The sequence below is a fragment of the Kocuria sp. GQ42 genome, assembly GCF_059758435.1.
In genome coordinates this window covers 377,845-396,520 of sequence record NZ_JCAXEN010000001.1, presented here as the reverse complement: position 1 = coordinate 396,520, position 18,676 = coordinate 377,845, and the positions used below count along the sequence as shown (strand labels likewise).

The window sequence follows — 18,676 nt, the reverse complement described above, 5'->3', positions numbered from 1 at the left end:
TCAGTCCTTTCGTCGGGTGCTGGTCGGTGGGGTCCGTGCCGGTTCGGTGGCGGCCGGCGCGGCGTCGTCCGAGACGCCCGCCTCGGCGAGCAGGGCGCGGACCTGGGCCCGGGTGTCGGCGACGACGGAGGCGAGGCCCGTGCCCGCGAGCCACCCGCCGACCGCGACGGCGTCGGGCAGCGCCGCGAGCGCCCGCCGGAAGTCGGCGACCCGCCGGGCGTGCCCGACGCCGGTGCGGGGCAGCGCGGAGCGCCAGCGCACGATGTCCGCGCCGACGAGCTGGGCGGGCCGCAGGGGCATGCCCATGAGGGTCGAGGCGTCGGAGAGGGCCAGGCGGATGAGCTGGTCGTCGGGCAGGGCCACCTCCGGGGGCACGGTGGTGGCGTCGGGCTGGGCACGCCCGTAGGAGAGCCGCAGCACGTGCCGGCCGGGGCCCGCCGCCTGCCGGACCCAGTCCCACTTGGCGCTCGCGTGGGTGAGGGCCTTGGCGCGCACGCCGCGGGCGTCCTCGCTCACGAGCAGGCCGGTGCCCCGGGGGGCGCCGTCCAGGCGCGGCTCGTCGACCACGAGCGTGGCCAGGGCCACCTGGGGCCCGGCACCGGGGGCGAACCGCTGGAGCCCCTCCTCGTGGCTGGCGAGGAGCCGGACGGCGGTCGTGCCGTCGGTGGCCATCACGAGCAGCTCCCCGCGCGCCACGGCGGTCTTGTGGCCGAAGCGCGGCTGGCGCTGGATGACCATCCAGCCCTCGCGCCGGGGGTCGCGGTCGAGGGCGATGACGTCGTAGCCGGTGACGAGCTTCACGCCCGCCCGCTCGAGGTCGTGCACGAGGGTCTCGGACAGCGCGTTCATGCCGCCGCGCAGCCCGGCCACGTTCGCGCCCGCAGGCGCGGCGCGGCGCAGGGCGCCCGCCGCGGCGCCGAGGGACCCGTGCTCGCGCAGCGCCCGCCGCAGGCCGGGGGCGACGGCGTCGACGTCGAGGTCGTCGGGGTGGGCGGAGTGCACGCCCGTGGCGAAGGGCGCGACGAGCCGGTCCAGCACCCGCTCCCCCATCCGCGCCCGGACGAGGCCGCCGAGGGAGCGCTCGGTCATGCCGACGAAGGCCGGCAGCCGGCGGTCGAGGCTGGCGCGCAGCATGCCGGCCCGGCCGAGGGCCGCCCGCAGCCGGGGGGCGGTCGGGTCGGCGGGGATGCCCAGGATCCCGGAGTCGGGGGCGGGCACGGCGCCCTCCGGCAGGAACAGCCACGAGCCGGAGCGGTTGGGGTGCACCACGCGCTCGCCGAGGCCGAGCTCGTCCAGGAGGTCGGGGACCGCCCGGGAGCGGGTCGCGAAGGACTCGGCGCCCGAGTCCAGGACGAGGCCCGCCACCTGGTGGGCGCCGACGGCTCCCCCGAGGTGGTCCTCGGCCTCGACCAGGGTGACGCGCAGCCCGCGGGCCGCCAGGTCGCGGGCGGCCACGAGCCCGGAGACGCCGCCGCCCACCACGAGGGCGGATCGGGGCGGGGTCCGGCGGGCGGGCCGGCCGTCCTGCTCCGCGCTCACGGCCTGCCGCCGCGCGGGGTCTGCTCCAGCGGCTGGTCGTGGACGAAGGACACGAGGTCCGTCAGCACCTGCGGGTCGGTGCCCGGCGGGACGCCGTGGCCGAGGTTCACCACGTGCCCGGGCGCCGTGGCCCCGCCGGCCAGCACCTCGCGCACGTGCTCGGCGAGCACGGGCCAGGGGGCGGTGAGCAGGGCCGGGTCGATGTTGCCCTGCAGCACGGTGGACCCGCCGAGCCGCCGGCTGGCCTCGGCCAGCGGGATCCGGTAGTCCACGCCCACCGCGTCCGCGCCGGCGTCCCGCATCGCGGCGAGCAGCTCACCGGTGCCGGTGCCGAAGTGGATCCGGGGCACGGCGAGGTCCTCGACGGCGCGCAGCGCGGCCGCCGAGTGCTCCACCACGTGCGCGGAGTAGTCGGCCAGGGACAGGGAGCCCGCCCAGGAGTCGAAGAGCTGCACGGCGGAGGCGCCGGCCTCGACCTGGGCGCGCAGGAACGCGCCGGAGGTCCGGGCCGCCCACTCGGCGAGCGCCCGCCAGGCCGCCGGGTCGGCGTGCATCATCGTGCGCGGCAGCAGGTGGTCCCGGGAGGGCCCGCCCTCGACCATGTAGGCGGCCACGGTGAACGGCGCCCCGGCGAAGCCGATGAGCGGGGTCTCCCCGAGCTCCGCGACGGTGCGGGCGACGGCCTCGCGGATCGGGTCGAGGGAGCCCTCGGCGAGCTCGGGCAGGGCGGCGACGTCGGCGGCCGTGCGCACGGGGCGCTCCAGGACGGGGCCGCGGCCCGGGACGATCTCGACGTCCACGCCGGCCACGCGCATGGGCACGACGATGTCGGAGAAGAAGATGGCGGCGTCGACGTCGTGCCGGCGCACCGGCTGGAGCGTGATCTCGGCGGCCATCGCGGGGTCCAGGCAGGCGTCGAGCATGGCGGTGCCCTGGCGCAGGGACCGGTACTCCGGCAGCGACCGGCCCGCCTGCCGCATGAACCACACCGGGCGGCGGTCGGGCGCGCGGCCCGTGAGGGCCTGCAGCAGCGGGGCGTCCAGCGTGCCGGCGGCCCGCAGCGGATGGCCCTGCGGCAGCGCCCCGAGCGATCCGGTCAGGCGCCGGAACGCCGCCGAGGGGTGGGTGCCGCCCGTGGGGAGCCCGGGAACGGCTGCGGTCGACGTGTCCGGCGTGCTCGCCGTCTCAGGGGTGGTAGGCATAGTGCTCCCATTGTGCCAAGGAACACCGACGTCGTTTACCGACGCAGCGTCACCGGGGTCCGGGAGGGGCCGGTCGGTGACGGACGTGAGCGGCCTCTCGGACGTCACCGAGGCGCGGATCCGGGGTGACCGTCTAGTATGAATGCACTGTGGTCCTCTTCGCTCTCGTCGCCTCCCATCAGAACGTCGATCTGAACACCGTTGCGCGTCTCAGCACCGGTGCGCTCGGGCTGTCCGAGGAGATGGTCCGCAGCGGCCCGCTCCGGGGCGCCGTGACCCTCTCGACGTGCAACCGGCTGGAGATCTACGGGGAGCTCGAGGACACGCCGGGCGTCCCGTCCGGGGCGGTGCTGGACCGGGTCCTGGCCGACCTCGCCGAGCAGATCGGCTCCCGCGCCGGGCTCGACCCCGAGTTCGTGGCCGACTCCCTGCGGGCGTTCACCGACTCCGGCGCCGCACGCCACCTCTTCACCGTGGTCTCCGGGCTGGAGTCCGCCGTGGTGGGCGAGCGCGAGATCACCGGGCAGGTCCGGCGCGCCCTCAACGACGCCCAGCAGGCGGGGACGGTCTCCGGCAAGCTCCAGCGGCTGTTCGAGGCGGCCGCCCGCACCGCCCGCAAGGTGGGCACGCAGACCGCCCTGGGCGAGCGCGGCCGATCCATCGTCTCCGTGGCCCTGGACCTCGCCGACGACGTCACGTCCGGCACCTGGACGTCGCGCCGGGCCCTCGTGTTCGGCACGGGCGCCTACGCGGGGGCGACCATGGCGGCCCTGCGCGACCGCGGCTGCGCGGACATCGAGGTGTACTCGGCGTCGGGCCGGGCGGAGCAGTTCACCGAGAACCGCGGCGGCACCCCGGTGGGGACCGCGGAGCTGGCCGCGGCCCTGGAGCGCGCCGACGTCGTGATCGGCTGCAGCGGCGGCTCCGCCCCCATGGGCGCCGCCGCGTTCCCCGCCGGGTCCCGCACCGTGGTCGACCTGGCCCTGACCCGCGACTTCGACCCCGCCGTGGCGGACCTGCCCGGCGTCGAGCTCATCACCCTCGAGTCGGTGCGCGTGGCCGCCCCGGACGAGACCCGGGAGTCCGTCGACGCCGCGAGCGGGATCGTCGAGCGCGCCGCCCAGGAGTTCGCCGCGAGCCAGGAGGCCCGGGACATGGACGCCGCGATCGTCGCCCTGCGCAAGCACACCATGGCCGTCCTGGACGCCGAGCTCGAGAAGGTCACCTCCCACCACGGATGCACGGCCGCCCAGGAGCAGATCGAGCTCGCGATGCGGCGCATGGTCCGCTCCCTGCTGCACACCCCCACCGTCCGCGCGCGCGAGCTCGCCGCGCAGGGCCGGCAGGACGAGTACATCACCGGTCTGGCGGCGCTGTACGGCATCGAGGTCCCCGCGCCCGCCGCGGAGGAGAGCGCACCACCGGCGGCCGGGGCGCCGCCGGAGGCCGCCACCCGGTCCCAGGCCGCGGGGTAGGGCAGCATTCGTTCGGCCGGCGCCGCCGGCCGGTTGAGGAGGAACGGTTCATGACTGAGACCAGGAGAGGCCGCCCGGCGCGCCTCCCGCGCGAGGCCCGCCGGCGGCAGCTGCTCGAGACGGCGCTGACCGTGTTCTCCTCGAACGGCTACCACGGGTCGTCCATGGACGACATCGCCGACGCCGCCCAGGTGAGCAAGCCCGTCCTCTATCAGCACTTCCCCGGCAAGCGCGAGCTGTACCTCGCCCTCGTGGACCACTACCTGCAGGAGCTCTCGCTCGGACTCGTCACGGCCCTGCAGGGCAGCGACGTCAACCGCGAGCGGGTCGAGTCCATGCTGGACGTCTACTTCGGCTTCGTCGAGGCCAATCCGGAGGCCCACCGGCTGATCTTCGAGTCCGACCTGCTGGCGGACCCGGAGGTCGCGGAGCGATTCGAGAGCTTCCACCTCGCCGTGGCGGACTCGATCGCCGGGGTCCTCGGGCCCAACGCGGGGCTGAGCCACCCGCACGCCGTGCTCGTCTCCCGCTCCCTCACCGGCATGGCGCAGACCGCCGCGGTGCACTGGATCCGCAACCCGGGCACCGGCGGCCGGGCCGAGGCCCAGCGCCAGATCTTCCGTTTAGCTTGGGGCGGAATCTCGATCATCGACGAGGACTGGCAGTAGCGCCCTCCTAGACTGGCCGGGACGCATCCCGCAGCCCCGACCAGGAGGAACCATGGAAATCAAGATCGGTGTTCAGCACGTCGCCCGGGAGATCGTCGTCGACTCCTCGCTCGAGGCGCCGGAGGCCGTGGAGCTGATCACCGCGGCCATGTCCTCCGGGTCCCCCCTGACCCTGACGGACACCAAGGGCAACGTGACGGTCGTCCCCGCGGGCGTCATCGGCTACGCCGCCGTCGGCGCGGAGCAGAAGCGGGCGGTCGGCTTCACCCCCTTCACCAAGGACGACTGAGACCCCGTCCGCCCGGCACGGCGGACCCGGCCCGGCGACCGCACGGAGCGTGCGCGGTCGTCGGGCTACACTGTTGAGTGCACTGGATGACCGGTCGTACCCGCGATCCCACGAACGACAGACACCTACTCGCCCCCGCTCCCCGCGAACAGGCCCCCACGGCGGCCTCGCGCAGGACCGGACCCGGGCGCCACGCTCCCGTGGCCCGCCCGGTCGAGGCGGCGCACGCTCACGATCGGCTTCCACCCAACGCACGCCCCCCGACGCCCGCCAGCACGGCGGCCCGGAGGCCGGACCCCGAGGTCCCCTCCCTTCAGCGGGCGTGCCCGAACGAAGGAAACCGACCGTGACCGACCACATCACCGACACCGCACCGGACGCCGCCGCGCCCGACGACGGGACCGTCCTCGACGGCACCCCCGCGGTGGTCGTCGAGACCACCGAGCACCCCGAGCCGCTGCCCCAGGACTTCGCCGAGTTCGGGGTGCGCCAGGACATCGTGGACTCCCTCGCCGCCGAGGGCATCGTCCACCCCTTCCCCATCCAGGCCATGACCCTGCCGGTGGCGCTGTCCGGGCAGGACATCATCGGGCAGGCCAAGACCGGCACGGGCAAGACCCTCGGCTTCGGCATCCCCGTGGTGCAGCGCGTCGTGGGCCGCGGCGACGCGGGGTGGGACCAGCTGAAGAAGCCGGGCGCCCCGCAGGCGCTCATCGTGGTGCCCACCCGAGAGCTCGCCGTCCAGGTCGGCCACGACCTGGCCACCGCCGCGCGGACCCGCGACGCCCGGGTGGCCACCATCTACGGCGGCCGCGCCTACGAGCCCCAGATCGAGCAGCTGCAGGCGGGCGTCGAGGTCGTCGTCGGCACCCCCGGCCGGCTCATCGACCTCAACCGGCAGCGCCACCTCGACCTGTCCGCGGTGCGGGCCGTGGTGCTCGACGAGGCCGACGAGATGCTCGACCTCGGCTTCCTGCCCGACGTCGAGAAGCTGCTCTCGGCCGTGCCCGAGGTCCGGCAGACGATGCTCTTCTCCGCGACGATGCCCGGGCCCGTGGTGGCGATGGCCCGCCGCTACATGACCAAGCCCATGCACATCCGGGCCGCCGCGCCGGACGAGGGCGCCACCAAGAAGGACATCCGCCAGGTCGTCTACCGGGCGCACCACCTCGACAAGGACGAGGTCGTGGCCCGGATCCTGCAGGCCGAGGGCCGGGGGCGCACGATCGTGTTCACCAAGACCAAGCGGGCCGCGGCCAAGCTCGCGGACGAGCTGATCACCCGCGGCTTCGCCGCCGCCCCGCTGCACGGCGACCTGGGCCAGGGCGCCCGCGAGCAGGCGCTGCGCGCGTTCCGCAACAACAAGGTCGACGTGCTCGTGGCCACGGACGTCGCCGCCCGCGGCATCGACGTCGAGGACGTCACGCACGTCATCAACTTCCAGTGCCCCGAGGACGAGAAGACCTACCTGCACCGCACCGGCCGCACCGGCCGCGCGGGCAACAAGGGCACGGCCGTGACGTTCGTGGACTGGGACGACATCCCGCGCTGGCGGCTGATCGACAAGGCCCTGGAGCTCGGAATCCCCGAGCCCCGCGAGACCTACTCCTCCTCCGAGCACCTGTACGAGGAGCTGAGCATCCCGAAGGGCACCAAGGGCCGGCTCCCCCGCTCCAGGCGCACCCACGAGGGGCTCGGCGCCGAGGTCCTCGAGGACCTCGGCGAGCCCGGCGGGCGCAAGAGCGGCCCGCGCGGCGAGGGCCGGGACGGGCGCTCGCGCGACCGCGGCGACGGGCGCGGCGACGGGCGCGGCGACGGGCGCGGCTCCGGTCGCGGCGACCGCGGCGGCTCCGGCCGCGGTGAGGGCCGCGGCGGTCGCGGCCGCCGCGACGACGCCGCGACGTCGTCCGCTCCGCGCGAGGACGCCCGGGCGCCCCGGGCGGCGACGCGCGAGACGGCTCCCGAGGCGCCCCGGGAGACCTCGGTGGAGCGCACCTCGGACGGCACCACCCGGCGCCGCCGGCGCCGCCGCAGCGGCGCGGCCTCGCCGGAGCAGAGCGGCACCGCCGGCGAGTGAGCCCCTTCGCCTTCGACGCCGAGGGCCCCGACGCGGTGGTCGCCGCGGAGAACCTGGATCTCCTGCGGCGGCTGCCCGGCGGGGCCTTCCGCATGATCTACGTGGACCCGCCCTTCAACACGGGCCGCACCCAGCGGCGGCGGGAGTCCACGGTGACCCCGGCCGCCGCCGGGGAGGGCGACCGCACCGGCTTCGCCGGCCGCTCCTACACGACCGTGCTGGGGGCCCTGCGCAGCTACGACGACGCGTTCGCCGACTACTGGGGGTTCCTGGAGCCCCGTCTGCGGGAGGCGTGGCGGGTGCTGGCCGACGACGGGACGCTGTACCTGCACCTGGACTACCGGGAGGTGCACTACGCGAAGGTGATGCTGGACGCGATCTTCGGGCGGGAGTGCTTCCTCAACGAGATCATCTGGGCCTACGACTACGGCGGGCGCTCCCGCCGCCGCTGGCCCGCCAAGCACGACAACGTCCTGGTGTACGTCAAGGACCCCGAGCGGTACCTGTTCGACAGCGCCGAGGTGGACCGGGAGCCGTACATGGCCCCGGGCCTGGTGACCCCGGAGAAGGTGCGGCTGGGCAAGCTGCCCACGGACGTGTGGTGGCACACCATCGTCTCCCCCACCGGCCGGGAGAAGACCGGCTACCCCACGCAGAAGCCCGTGGGCCTGGTGCGGCGGATGGTCGCCGCGAGCTCCGCCCCCGGGGACTGGGTCCTGGACTTCTTCGCCGGCTCCGGGACGCTCGGCGCCGCCGCCGGGCAGCTGGACCGGCGGTTCGTGTGCGTGGACCGCAACCCGGAGGCGATCGAGGTCATGCGCGCCCGCCTGCCGGGCGCGACCGTGTGGGACTGAGCACGGGTTCGCCCGGCGGCGGCGGGAGCCTCAGGGGTAGCGCACGGGGACCCCGGAGCCGGCCTGCTCCTCGATCCGCACGAGCGACTGGACGGACGTCAGGTTCTCCCCCAGCCGGTTGGGCTTGCCGGCCCCGTGGTAGTCGCTCGAGCCCGTGACCACCAGGTCGTGCTCGGAGGCCATCCGGACGAGCCGGGCCCGGGCGTCGTCGGGGTTGTCCCGGTGCGCGACCTCGAGCCCGCCGAGGCCGGCGTCGATCATGGCCTCGAAGACCTCCGGGCCGACCACCCGGCCGCGGGCCGCGGCGAGCGGGTGGGCGAACACGGGCACGCCGCCGGCGGCCCGGACGAGGCGCACCGCGTGCACCGGGTCCGGGGCGTAGTGGGGGACGTAGTAGCGGGAGCGGCTGTGCAGCACCGAGGCGAAGGCGGCGGTGCGGTTCTCCACGACCCCCACGGTGACGAGAGCGTCGGCGATGTGCGGGCGGCCCACGGTCGCGCCCTCGCGCACGTGGTCCAGGACCACGTCCCAGTCGATCGGGTAGTCCTCGGACAGCAGCTCGACCATGCGCTCGGCCCGGGTGCGCCGCGAGCAGCGGGAGGACTCGATCTCGGCGAGCAGCCGCGGCTCCCGCGGGTCGTGCAGGTAGCTCAGCAGGTGCACCGAGATCCCGTCCTCGGTGGTGCAGGAGATCTCCATGCCCGGGACGAAGGCGACCCCGAGCGCCACCGCGGCGTCCCCGGCCGCCTGCCACCCGGACGTGGTGTCGTGGTCGGTGAGGGCGAAGACGTCCAGGCCCGCCGCGTGCGCCGCGCGGGCCACGTCCGCCGGGCTCTCCGTGCCGTCGGAGTCGGACGAGTGGGTGTGCAGGTCGATCTTCACCCGCTCCACGATACCGGTCCGGGCCGGACGGCCCGCCGCCTCCCGTGGCACGATGAGACCGACGACGCGAGGAAAGGAATCATGACAGAGCACAGCACCACACCCCAGGACGCGACGCAGCCGCTCTCGGACCGGGTCGAGAACCGGTCCCAGCGCCCCGACTCCGCCGCCTTCCAGCAGTTCATGGCGTCCCAGTGGGCGGAGGCGGAGCCCACCGAGGTGGAGCGGGCGCCGGTCGCGGACTTCGCCGCCGAGCGGCGCCGGCGGATCTCCGAGCGGTTCCCCGGCGAGCGGCTCGTGCTCCCCGCCGGGCCGCTCAAGGTCCGCTCCAACGACACCGACTACCGCTTCCGGCCGCACTCCGCGTTCGCGCACCTCACGGGTCTGGGCGTGGACCACGAGCCCGACGCCGTGCTGGTGCTCGAGCCCGTCCAGGAGGGCGCTGGCGACGGCGGGGGCCACCACGAGGCCACCCTGTACTTCCACCCCATGGCCGGCCGGGACTCGAAGGAGTTCTACGCCGACGCCAAGAACGGCGAGTTCTGGGTGGGTCCCCGTCCCACCCTCGAGGAGCTGGGGTCCGCCTACGGGCTGCGCACCCGGGACCTCGGGGGCCTCGAGGACGCGGTCACCAAGAACGCCGGGCCCACCGCCCTGGGCGGCCTGCGGGTCCGGCTCGTGCGCGAGGTGGACCTGAACGTCGACGCCCTGGTGGACACCTCCCGGATCAACACCGGGGTGGACCTCGAGTCCTCGGACGCCCTCGACGGCGAGCTCGCCGAGGCGCTCTCGGAGCTGCGGCTCGTCAAGGACGCCCACGAGGTCGGGCAGCTGCGCGAGGCCGTGGACGCGACCATTGCGGGCTTCACCGACATCGTGCACGTGCTGCCGGCCGCCGCGGGCCACCGCCACCGCGGCGAGCGCATGGTCGAGGGCGCCTTCTTCGCCCGCGCCCGCACGGACGGCAACGATCTCGGCTACGACACCATCGCGGCGTGCGGCAACAACGCCACGGTCCTGCACTGGATCCGCAACACCGGGCGGGTGATCCCCGGGGAGCTGATCCTCGTGGACGCGGGCGTGGAGGCCGACTCCCTCTACACCGCGGACATCACCCGCACCCTGCCGGTGAACGGCCGCTACTCGGAGGTGCAGCGGCGGATCTACCAGGCGGTCCTGGACGCCGCCGACGCCGCGTTCGACGCCGCGGTGCCCGGCAACCGGTTCCGGGACGTGCACGCCGCCGCCATGGAGGTCCTGGCCCGGCGGCTGGAGAGCTGGGGCCTGTTGCCCGTGCCCGCGGAGGTCTCGCTCTCCGCGGCGGGCCAGCACCACCGGCGGTGGATGCCGCACGGCACGAGCCACCACCTGGGCCTCGACGTGCACGACTGCGCGCAGGCCAAGCGGAAGCTGTACGTGGACGGGGTCATCGAGCCCGGCATGGTGTTCACCATCGAGCCCGGCCTCTACTTCAAGGCGGAGGACCTCGCGGTGCCGGAGGAGTACCGCGGGATCGGCGTGCGGATCGAGGACGACGTCCTGATCACCGAGGACGGCAACGTCAATCTCTCGTCCGGGCTGCCCCGCACCCCGGACGAGGTCGAGGCGTGGATGACCGGTCTGTGGCACGCCCGGGAGGGCGTCGACCCCAGCTGAGCCGGCGGCCGCCGGCCGTCAGCGGGAGGCGTCGGTGGACGTGCTCCCGCCGGCCGGCGGCCCGGACCGGTCCGGGGCCGCGTCTCGACCGGAGGTGCCCTGCCCGGTGGTGCCCTGTCCGGAGGTGCCCTGTCCGGCGGCGTCCCCCTCGGGCTCCCCGGCGGGGAGCCTGATGCCGTACTGGGGCCGGCCGTCGGGCAGGTCCTGGAACATCGCGGAGCGGCCGGGCGCGTCGGCCTGCTCGCCCTGGCCCGCCCCGGGGACCGCCGGCGCGGGACCCGCGGGTCCGCCGGCCGGCTCCGGGGCGGCGCCGTGGGAGGGCCGCTGCCACGGGGCCCCCGCCGGGGGCCGCCCCGGCGTCCCGGGCTGCGGGGGGCCCTGCCGCATCCCCTGCGGGGGGCCCTGCTGCTGGCCCTGCTGCGGAGCGGGCCGCGGCGCGGGAGCCGTCCGCGGCAGGCTCTGCAGCCCGCGCAGCCCCTGGAGCACCTGCTGGGCGCGCTGGGCGACCTCGGGGGCGGCCACGACGTCGTAGGACGTGGCGACGATCTGGTTGGTCGAGGTGAAGTCCCGCTTCCCGCGCTGCATGGCGTAGGTGATGGTGGCGAGCAGCATCCAGAAGGCCCCGCCCATCAGCACCGACACGAGCAGCGTGGACAGCCACTGCTCCCCGCCCAGCAGCGACAGGATCATCCCGAGGAACGCGCCGAAGACCATGCCGTTGAGCGCGCCCTGGCCCGCGACCTTCGGGTAGCTCAGCCGGCCGGTCACCTGCTCCACGGACTTCAGGTCGTTGCCGACGATCGCGATCCGGTCCACCTCGAACTGCTCGTCCGCCAGGTGGTCCACGGCCTTCTGCGCGTCGGCGTACGTGGCGTAGCGCCCGATCACCTCCCCGCGGGGCAGACCGCGGACGGCGGGACTGGCGGGGGGCAGGGACCGTGGCGAGCTCATGCCCCCATTCTCCCCCATCCGCTCCCCCGCCGCGCTCCGACCCGGGCCGTGCCCCGGGCCCCGGCCCCGGGAGGGGGCCCGGGGAGCCGGTGGGTAGTCTTGTACGGTGAGCAGCCACATCGACAAGATCTTCATCGCGCGCCTGATCGGCCTCGACGTGTTCGACCCCCTGGGGGACCGTCTGGGGCGGTTGCGCGACGTCGTCGTGCTCATGCGCGGCAGTTCCCGGTACGGCCGCTCCTCCCGCCGGCCCCTCGTGGTCGGCCTCGTGGTGGAGGTCCTCGGCAAGAAGCGGGTGTTCGTGCCGATGACCCGCGTGACCAGCATCGACGCGGAGAAGATCATCAGCACGGGGCTCGTGAACCTGCGCCGCTTCGAGCAGCGCGGCGCGGAGACCCTCGCCGTCGGCGAGGTCTTCGACCGGACCGTGGTGCTGCGCGACGGCTCCGGCTCCGCCACGGTCGAGGACATGGCGATGGAGCGCAAGCGCAACACCGGGGACTGGCTGATCACCCAGCTCTTCGTGCGCCGCACCGGCACCGGCGGGGGCCTGATGCGCCGCCGCAACGAGACGCTGATCATCGACTGGGAGGACGCGGGGGACCCCTCCGCCGCGGGCCACCAGCCGGCCACCCAGTGGGTCGCCTCCCACGAGGAGCAGCAGCCCGCCGACCTCGCGGACGAGCTCCACGACATGTCGGCCAAACGCATGCTCGAGATCGCCCACGAGCTCCAGGACGACCGGCTCGCCGACGTCCTCGAGGAGCTCCCGGAGGAGGACCAGGTCTACATCCTCACCAACATGGAGCCGGACCGCGCGGCCACGGTGCTCGAGGAGATGGAGCCCGACGACGCCGCCGACCTGCTCAACGAGCTGCCCGAGGCCCAGGCCGAGGAGCTGCTCGCGCGGATGCAGCCCGAGGACGCCGAGGACGTCCGGCGCCTGCTGGAGTACGAGGAGGGCACGGCCGGCTCGCTCATGACCCCCGTGCCGATCATCCTGCCGCCGGAGGCCACGGTGGCCGAGGCGCTCGCGCACATCCGCCAGGAGGAGCTCAGCCCCGCGGTGGCGGCGGCCGTGATCGTCTCCCGCCCGCCCCTGGAGACGCCCACCGGCAAGTACCTCGGCATGGTGCACACCCAGAAGCTGCTGCGGTATCCCCCGCCCGAGGCGGTGGGCAACCTCATCGACCGCTCGTTCGAGCCGGTCTCCGACCTCGCCTCCCTGCAGGACGTCGCGCGCGAGCTCGCGACCTACGACCTCACGATCATCCCGGTGGTCAACGACCACGACCGGGTGGTCGGGGCGATCACGATCGACGACGTCCTCGACGCCCTGCTGCCCGAGGACTGGCGCACCGCCGACGACGGGACCCCGATCCGGAAGGTGGGCAAGCGGTATGAGTGAGCGCGAGCCCCGGCGCCCCCGCGTCGCCACCCGCGGCAACGCCCTCGACCAGCCGCGCGAGCACCGGCCCGGACTGCTGGACCGGTTCCGGCCGAACCCCGACGCCTTCGGGCGGATGACCGAGGGCTTCGCCCGGTTCATGGGCACCCCGCAGTTCCTGCTGTGGATGACGGTGTTCGTGGCCCTGTGGCTGGGCTGGAACACCATCGCCCCCCGGGAGCTGCAGTTCGACTCGAAGGACCTCAACTTCACGCTGCTCACGCTGATGCTGTCACTGCAGGCCTCCTACGCGGCGCCCCTGCTGCTGCTGGCGCAGAACCGGCAGGACGACCGGGACCGGGTGACCCAGGAGGAGGACCGCCGCCGGGCGCAGCAGAACCTCGCCGACACCGAGTACCTGACCCGGGAGATCGCCTCGCTGCGGATCGCGCTGCGCGACGTCGCCACCCGCGACTTCGTGCGCTCGGAGCTGCGCTCGGTGCTCGAGGAGATCCTGGAGTCCCAGGACGACGCCCCGGACGCCGACGAGCCGGGGGCCCCGCCGCGGCGGGGGCCCCGGCGCAGGAGCCGCAACCCCGACCGCCCCACCGCCCCCGAGACCCGAGGGATCCCCCGTGCCTGAGCCCCGCCCCGACGACGTCCTCACCCCCGAGACCCTCGACCCCGCCCTGCGCGCGGCGCTCGACCGCGTGCTCGACCCGGAGCTGCGCCGGCCCGTGACCGAGCTGGGGATGATCCGCTCCGCCCGCCTCGACGCCGCCGGCCACGCCGCGGTGCACGTGCTGCTGACCATCAGCGGCTGCCCCCTCCGCTCGACCATCGAGCGGGACGTCCGGGACGCCGTGGGGACCGTGGCCGGGGTGCGCACCGTGGACGTCGAGATCGGGGTGATGACCCCCGAGCAGCGCACCGCGCTGAAGGACCGGGTGGGCCACACCCGGACCGTCCCCTTCAACGACCCGTCCTCCCTGACGCGGGTGCACGCGGTGACCAGCGGCAAGGGCGGTGTCGGCAAGTCGACGGTCACCGTGAACCTCGCCGCCGCGCTCGCCGCGCGCGGCCGGTCGGTCGGCATCGTGGACGCCGACGTCCACGGGTTCTCCGTGCCCGGGCTGCTCGGCATCGACCGGGCGCCCACGCAGGTGGGGGACATGATCCTGCCCCCCGTCGTGGACGTCCCCGAGGAGGCGCGGGAGGACTCCGGGCGCCCCGGGGTGCTCAAGGTCATCTCGATCGGGATGTTCGTGGACCCGGACCAGCCGGTGGCCTGGCGCGGGCCGATGCTGCACCGCGCCGTGGAGCAGTTCCTCACGGACGTGCACTTCGGCGACCTGGACCACCTGTTCCTCGACCTCCCGCCGGGCACGGGCGACATCGCGATCTCCGTGGCCCAGCTGCTGCCCTCCGCGGAGGTGCTCGTGGTCTCCACGCCCCAGCAGGCGGCGGTCGAGGTCGCCGAGCGCTCCGGGGCGCTCGCGGTGCAGACCGGCCAGAGGGTGGCCGGGGTGGTGGAGAACATGGCGGGCATGCCGATGCCGGACGGCAGCGTGCTCGAGCTCTTCGGCGCCGGCGGGGGCACCCGGATCTCAGAGTCCCTGACCCGGCGGCTGGGCTACGACGTGCCGCTGCTGGGCGCCGTGCCCCTCGACGTCGCCCTGCGCGAGGGCGGGGACGCCGGCCGTCCGGTGGTGTGGTCCGCGCCGGGCTCGCCCGCTGCGGTCGCCCTGCGCGCGGTCGCCGACGCGATGGGCGCCCGCCCGCGCGGGCTCGCCGGACGGCCGCTGGGCCTGGGGCCGCGCTGACGCACCGCCGGCCCCGCGGGTGCGGGGGCCGGCTCAGGTGGCCTCGGTGTCGAAGGGGGCCCGTTCGCCGGGGGCCAGGCGGGTCAGCACCGGGCCGGGGCGCGGCCGGGGTGCGGCGGGCGCCGCCGGCTCGTCGTCCTCCAGGAGGGCCTGGCGCACGATGGTGCGGGGGTCGTACTGGCGGGGGTCGAGCCTGCGCCAGTCGACGTCGGCAATCTCCGGCCCGAGGGTCTCCTTGAGCTCCTCGGTGGCGCCGGTCGCGTAGCGCTTGGCGGCCTTGACCAGCTCCTTGAGCTTCTCCGCGTACTCCGGCAGCCGCTCCGGCCCGATGATGAACAGGGCCAGGAGCACCAGGATGATCGCTTCGCCGCCGTTGATGCCGAGCACAGGAAGTGATTTTACCAGTCCGGGAGCCGGTGGCCGGTCAGCCGAAGATCTCGCGCAGGCCGACCAGCACGGTTTCGACGACGCCGGGGTCCCCCGGGGACGGCTCCACCACGCGCCCCCGCTCGTCGGCCACGACGAGGCCCACGGTGTGGGCCATCGCGGACGGTCCGGAGTCCCCCGAGACGGTGTAGACGACCTCGTCCCCGACGAGCACCGCCCGCCACGGCGGCCCGGCGTCCACCCACAGCGGGACGCCCTCCACGGCGACGCGCTCGAGGCCCTCGGCGCTCACGGGCAGCCCGGTCAGCCCGTCCATGGGATTCTCGCGGTCGATCCCCCCGCGCTGCTCCACCACGACGACCTCGTCCTCGCCGCGGTGCAGCCTGACGGCCACGACCGGGTGCCCGGACAGGGTGCCGCGGGTCATCGAGCCCACCCGGTAGCCGTCCGCGGCCAGGGTGGGCAGCGTCCAGCCCTCCGTGCGCAGCAGGTCCGCGGACACCTCGTCCGCGTGCAGCACTCCGTGGGTGCCGTTCCAGGCCGAGACCGGCACCCGTTCCTCGGCGCTGTGCGCGGACTGCATCACGACCGTGCGCCCGACCGCGTAGCCGGAGCCCAGGACGAGGGTGAGCACCGCGCTCACGGTGGCCGCGGCCACGGGCACCGCGCTGCTTGGGCGAGCCGGCGCGGTGCGGTCCGGGCGGGGCATCGGTCCTCCTCGTGCGGTGGTCGGGGCGGCGCGCTCCGGGTGGGCCCGTGCCCGGCCCCGAGCCGCGGTCGGCGTCGGGAGCGGGTGCACGGACAGCTCCGTGAGGAGGCCCGCGGACAGGTCCGTGGAAGACGTCGTGATCGTCTCCATGATCGACCGGGAAGCTGGATGCCGACTGGACGGTGGCCGGACGGACGGGCCCAGCCGGTAGGATGGCGCGCATCCACTACAGCGACGAAGGGCGGACCATGGGCGCGGACAAGACGACGAGCTGGTCGTACGCCGAGGCGTTCGCCGCCGAGGACGAGCTCGCCTACCGCGCCCGGGAGCGGTCCCTCGCCCTGCGCATCCCCCCGGTGACCCCGGGGACGGCCGCCGCCCTGACGGTGCTCGCCGCGGCGGCCCGGCCCGCCACCGTGGTCGAGGTGGGCACGGGGGCCGGGGTATCCGGTCTCGCGCTGCTGCGCGGTCTGCCCGGCACGTCCGTGCTGACCACGATCGACACCGACATCCGGGCGCTGCGCGCGGCCCGCGACACGTTCCGGGAGGCCGGTATCCCGACGAGCCGGACCCGCACGATCCCCGGCCGCGCGTCCCTCGTGATGCCCCGGCTGAGCGCCGGCGCCTACGACCTCGTGTTCCTCGACGCCGACCCCGAGGGGACCCTCGACTACGCCGAGGAGGCCGTCCGGCTGCTGCGCCCGGGCGGGATGCTCGTGGTCAACGACGCCCTGTCCCAGGACAAGGTGGCGCAGCCGGCCAACCGCGAGGAGAACACCCGGACGATGCGGGCCGTGCACCGGCTGTTCCGGGAGGACGAGCGCTTCAGCACCGCCCTGCTGACGACCGGCTCCGGGCTGCTGCTGGCCGTCCGCCGCTGACCGGCCGGGTCCCGCCGTCCGCGCCGGTGGTCACTCGGTGACGCCGGCCAGGCACTCCTTGAGCTCCGCGGCCTCGGCCGGCTTCAGCTCGACCACCAGCCGTCCGCCGCCCTCGAGCGGCACCCGCATGATCAGGCTCCGCCCCTCCTTGGTGACCTCCATCGGTCCGTCACCGGTTCTCGGCTTCATGGCCGCCATGTGGGAACTCCTCTTCCTCGATTGGTGTGGCTCCCATCCTATCCGAGCCGCAACCGTGGACCCGGACCACCCCGGCGCCCGGGGGTCCGCGTCGGCGTGGCCGGCCCGGGGTGCGGACGGGATCAGGGCGGGTAGTCCCCGCCCCCGGGCAGCTGCTTCCAGTGCCACAGCCAGCCGACCCAGACGAGCTGGAGCAGCGCGCCGAACACCACGCAGGCCACCCGGTAGGCTCGCGAGTCCGAGACCGCGGCCAGCGGCAGGGCGAGGGGGAACAGCGGCAGCAGCAGCCGGAAGGTGCTGCTCTGGGGGTGCAGGAAGAGGAGCAGGTACACGGCGTAGCTCGCCAGCCACACGCGCGTGAGCAGGTCCAGCCGCTCCCGCACCACGCGGGTGCGCAGCAGCACCGTCCCGCCCGCGACCAGCAGCACGGGCGCGGCGAGCCCGAGCACGGGGCCGAACAGCCCGGCGGCGGCCTCGAACCAGGGCACCACCGGCTCCAGCCCGCCCCCGCCCCGCCACGCCGTCTCGGTGTCGGTGTACGCGGTCGGCTCGCCCGTGACGGCCCACGCGATCGCCGGCCAGGCGAGGGCCGCGCCGCACGCCAGGACCGCGAGGCCGAGCAGCCCGTCGACGGCGTCCGCCGCGCGGCGCAGCTCCCCGGCCCGGTGCCGGCGCACGGAGCGCACGAACCACGTGATCCCGAGGGCCGCCGCGAAGGGGACCCCCGCCGGGCGCGTCAGGCACATCAGGAGCACCACGGGGACGGCCGCCAGGTGGTTCCCTCGGGCCACCAGCAGCAGGGCGCCCGCGAGCAGCAGCAGGTGCAGCGACTCGGCGTAGGGGACCTGCAGCACCGGCGCGACCGGGCTGAACGCGACGAACGCGACACCCCACAGGGCGGTGGCCGGAGGGGCGAGCCGGAGGAACAGCCGGTGGACGAGCAGGACGGCGCCCAGGCTCGCGGCCAGGGACACGGCCGACGCGGCTGCGTCCCATCCCGCACCGGTGACCGCCGAGACCGCCCGCACGACCAGCGGGAAGACCGGGTAGAACGCCCAGGCGTTCTCCTGCACCTGCCCGGCCGCGTCCCGGGGCAGGGACGCGGGATAGCCCTCCCGGGCGATGCGCTCGTACCAGTCCGAGTCCCAGGTCCCGGTGAACTCGAGGTAGCCCAGGGCGCCGTCCCCCCACGGACCGGGGCCCTGCTGCCGGCCCACCGTGGTGAACACGGCCCAGGCCCAGAGCCGGGAGGCCGCCCAGACCAGCAGGGCCCGCGCCCACCAGGGGGCCCGGGCCCACCGGAGGGCCACGGCCGTCCGGCCGCTCACGCCCCCGGCACCGGGCGGGACGGCGGGTCCTCCGGCGGCGGCAGCCGGTCCGCGAGGTGGGCCAGCACGGCGTGGACCTCCGCGGGGTCGTAGCCGCGGCGCCGGACGGAGAACGCGATCCGCTCCACGTCCTCCGCCGTCGGGTGCTCGGGCAGCACGAGCGGCGCGCCGGGGGCGCGCGCCACGGCGATCCCGTCCCGGGCAGGCACGACCCGCTCGGCGAGCCGGTCGCGGCCGAGGACCACGACGCCCACGACCGTGAGCAGCAGCACGAGCCCGGACAGCACCACGAGGATCTCGGTCATGCCCTCCAGGCTATGCGCCGCCGGGCGGGCCGGGGCGCCGCAACATTTCTACGGACGGGTAAGCA

General features: G+C 75.1%; 19 protein-coding genes. 10 read left to right on the top strand and 9 right to left on the bottom strand.

Translation table 11 applies throughout. The features are described from left to right. Window positions 1–1,539 (bottom strand): protoporphyrinogen oxidase, encoded by a 1,539-nt coding sequence (hemG, locus tag AC6CH6_RS01850; RefSeq protein WP_498253831.1) that lies wholly within the window; start codon window positions 1,537–1,539, stop codon window positions 1–3. After that, complete coding sequence (gene hemE / locus AC6CH6_RS01845) at window positions 1,536–2,741, bottom strand: uroporphyrinogen decarboxylase (protein WP_498253830.1); 1,206 nt, start codon at window positions 2,739–2,741, stop codon at window positions 1,536–1,538. The genes hemG and hemE overlap by 4 nt, the downstream gene beginning before the upstream one ends. 149 nt (window positions 2,742–2,890) lie before the next feature. On the opposite strand from hemE, the gene AC6CH6_RS01840 reads away from it, so the two are divergent. From AC6CH6_RS01840 to AC6CH6_RS01820, 5 genes are all read left to right on the top strand, one after another. Beyond that, window positions 2,891–4,216 carry a glutamyl-tRNA reductase gene (locus AC6CH6_RS01840; RefSeq protein WP_498253829.1) on the top strand — a complete coding sequence of 442 codons (1,326 nt, stop codon included), beginning with the start codon at window positions 2,891–2,893 and terminating at the stop codon, window positions 4,214–4,216. A gap of 50 nt (window positions 4,217–4,266) precedes the next feature. After that, complete coding sequence (locus tag AC6CH6_RS01835; RefSeq protein ID WP_017833430.1) at window positions 4,267–4,884, top strand: TetR/AcrR family transcriptional regulator; 618 nt, start codon at window positions 4,267–4,269, stop codon at window positions 4,882–4,884. A gap of 52 nt (window positions 4,885–4,936) precedes the next feature. Continuing rightward, complete coding sequence (locus AC6CH6_RS01830; RefSeq protein WP_498253828.1) at window positions 4,937–5,173, top strand: DUF3107 domain-containing protein; 237 nt, start codon at window positions 4,937–4,939, stop codon at window positions 5,171–5,173. A gap of 346 nt (window positions 5,174–5,519) precedes the next feature. Next, window positions 5,520–7,250: a DEAD/DEAH box helicase gene (locus AC6CH6_RS01825; RefSeq protein WP_498253827.1), complete on the top strand. Its 1,731-nt coding sequence runs from the start codon at window positions 5,520–5,522 to the stop codon at window positions 7,248–7,250. Next, a complete protein-coding gene (locus AC6CH6_RS01820) occupies window positions 7,247–8,104 on the top strand; it encodes a DNA-methyltransferase (RefSeq protein WP_017833427.1) in 858 nt (285 codons plus the stop codon). Before AC6CH6_RS01825 ends, AC6CH6_RS01820 begins: the two co-directional genes overlap by 4 nt. A gap of 30 nt (window positions 8,105–8,134) precedes the next feature. Here the strand turns inward: AC6CH6_RS01820 and AC6CH6_RS01815 are convergent, their stop codons facing one another. After that, entirely contained in the window at window positions 8,135–8,986 is an 852-nt protein-coding gene (locus AC6CH6_RS01815) for a PHP domain-containing protein (RefSeq protein ID WP_498253826.1), read from the bottom strand. 81 nt (window positions 8,987–9,067) lie between these two features. Between AC6CH6_RS01815 and AC6CH6_RS01810 the strand changes: the two genes are divergently transcribed. Next, window positions 9,068–10,642, top strand: coding sequence for an aminopeptidase P family protein (locus AC6CH6_RS01810; protein WP_498253825.1), 1,575 nt, complete (start codon window positions 9,068–9,070; stop codon window positions 10,640–10,642). 18 nt (window positions 10,643–10,660) lie between these two features. Here AC6CH6_RS01810 and AC6CH6_RS01805 read toward each other — a convergent pair whose 3' ends face one another. After that, entirely contained in the window at window positions 10,661–11,593 is a 933-nt protein-coding gene (locus tag AC6CH6_RS01805) for a YflT domain-containing protein (RefSeq protein ID WP_498253824.1), read from the bottom strand. Window positions 11,594–11,699: 106 nt separating this feature from the next. Here AC6CH6_RS01805 and AC6CH6_RS01800 point away from each other — a divergent pair, with 106 nt between their 5' ends. From AC6CH6_RS01800 to AC6CH6_RS01790, 3 genes are read left to right on the top strand one after another with little or no spacing between them, the layout of a single operon-like run. Then, window positions 11,700–13,001: a magnesium transporter MgtE N-terminal domain-containing protein gene (locus tag AC6CH6_RS01800; protein WP_368811491.1), complete on the top strand. Its 1,302-nt coding sequence runs from the start codon at window positions 11,700–11,702 to the stop codon at window positions 12,999–13,001. Further along, window positions 12,994–13,623 carry a DUF1003 domain-containing protein gene (locus tag AC6CH6_RS01795; protein ID WP_498253823.1) on the top strand — a complete coding sequence of 210 codons (630 nt, stop codon included), beginning with the start codon at window positions 12,994–12,996 and terminating at the stop codon, window positions 13,621–13,623. The genes AC6CH6_RS01800 and AC6CH6_RS01795 overlap by 8 nt, the downstream gene beginning before the upstream one ends. Next, window positions 13,616–14,803, top strand: coding sequence for an Mrp/NBP35 family ATP-binding protein (locus AC6CH6_RS01790; RefSeq protein WP_498253822.1), 1,188 nt, complete (start codon window positions 13,616–13,618; stop codon window positions 14,801–14,803). The genes AC6CH6_RS01795 and AC6CH6_RS01790 overlap by 8 nt, the downstream gene beginning before the upstream one ends. 33 nt (window positions 14,804–14,836) lie before the next feature. On the opposite strand, the gene AC6CH6_RS01785 is transcribed toward AC6CH6_RS01790, so the two are convergent. Both AC6CH6_RS01785 and AC6CH6_RS01780 read right to left on the bottom strand, forming a co-directional pair. Beyond that, window positions 14,837–15,190: a twin-arginine translocase TatA/TatE family subunit gene (locus AC6CH6_RS01785; RefSeq protein WP_017833419.1), complete on the bottom strand. Its 354-nt coding sequence runs from the start codon at window positions 15,188–15,190 to the stop codon at window positions 14,837–14,839. Window positions 15,191–15,227: 37 nt separating this feature from the next. Further along, complete coding sequence (locus tag AC6CH6_RS01780) at window positions 15,228–15,899, bottom strand: hypothetical protein (RefSeq protein WP_133411324.1); 672 nt, start codon at window positions 15,897–15,899, stop codon at window positions 15,228–15,230. 248 nt (window positions 15,900–16,147) lie between these two features. On the opposite strand from AC6CH6_RS01780, the gene AC6CH6_RS01775 reads away from it, so the two are divergent. Then, window positions 16,148–16,780, top strand: coding sequence for an O-methyltransferase (locus tag AC6CH6_RS01775; protein ID WP_031283004.1), 633 nt, complete (start codon window positions 16,148–16,150; stop codon window positions 16,778–16,780). Window positions 16,781–16,810: 30 nt separating this feature from the next. On the opposite strand, the gene AC6CH6_RS01770 is transcribed toward AC6CH6_RS01775, so the two are convergent. The 3 genes from AC6CH6_RS01770 to AC6CH6_RS01760 all read right to left on the bottom strand — a co-directional run bounded on the left by AC6CH6_RS01770 (window position 16,811) and on the right by AC6CH6_RS01760 (window position 18,611). Further along, the gene (locus AC6CH6_RS01770; RefSeq protein WP_017833415.1) at window positions 16,811–16,978 is read right to left on the bottom strand and encodes a DUF3117 domain-containing protein; all 168 of its coding nucleotides are present in this window, start codon (window positions 16,976–16,978) and stop codon (window positions 16,811–16,813) included. Window positions 16,979–17,100: 122 nt separating this feature from the next. Next, entirely contained in the window at window positions 17,101–18,306 is a 1,206-nt protein-coding gene (locus AC6CH6_RS01765; RefSeq protein ID WP_498253821.1) for a putative hexosyltransferase, read from the bottom strand. Beyond that, on the bottom strand, window positions 18,303–18,611 hold the full coding sequence (locus AC6CH6_RS01760) for a DivIVA domain-containing protein (RefSeq protein ID WP_035927412.1): 309 nt from the start codon (window positions 18,609–18,611) through the stop codon (window positions 18,303–18,305). The genes AC6CH6_RS01765 and AC6CH6_RS01760 overlap by 4 nt, the downstream gene beginning before the upstream one ends. Window positions 18,612–18,676: the final 65 nt, after the last annotated feature.

Excerpts from the sequence above, each read along its gene's own strand:
- hemE (WP_498253830.1), bottom strand. The coding sequence starts at position 2,741 with ATGCCTACCACCCCTGAGACGGCGAGCACGCCGGACACGTCGACCGCA.
- AC6CH6_RS01835 (WP_017833430.1), top strand. The coding sequence starts at position 4,267 with ATGACTGAGACCAGGAGAGGCCGCCCGGCGCGCCTCCCGCGCGAGGCC.
- AC6CH6_RS01830 (WP_498253828.1), top strand. The coding sequence starts at position 4,937 with ATGGAAATCAAGATCGGTGTTCAGCACGTCGCCCGGGAGATCGTCGTC.
- AC6CH6_RS01810 (WP_498253825.1), top strand. The coding sequence starts at position 9,068 with ATGACAGAGCACAGCACCACACCCCAGGACGCGACGCAGCCGCTCTCG.
- AC6CH6_RS01805 (WP_498253824.1), bottom strand. The coding sequence starts at position 11,593 with ATGAGCTCGCCACGGTCCCTGCCCCCCGCCAGTCCCGCCGTCCGCGGT.
- AC6CH6_RS01795 (WP_498253823.1), top strand. The coding sequence starts at position 12,994 with ATGAGTGAGCGCGAGCCCCGGCGCCCCCGCGTCGCCACCCGCGGCAAC.
- AC6CH6_RS01780 (WP_133411324.1), bottom strand. The coding sequence starts at position 15,899 with ATGCCCCGCCCGGACCGCACCGCGCCGGCTCGCCCAAGCAGCGCGGTG.
- AC6CH6_RS01775 (WP_031283004.1), top strand. The coding sequence starts at position 16,148 with ATGGGCGCGGACAAGACGACGAGCTGGTCGTACGCCGAGGCGTTCGCC.
- AC6CH6_RS01770 (WP_017833415.1), bottom strand. The coding sequence starts at position 16,978 with ATGGCGGCCATGAAGCCGAGAACCGGTGACGGACCGATGGAGGTCACC.
- AC6CH6_RS01760 (WP_035927412.1), bottom strand. The coding sequence starts at position 18,611 with ATGACCGAGATCCTCGTGGTGCTGTCCGGGCTCGTGCTGCTGCTCACG.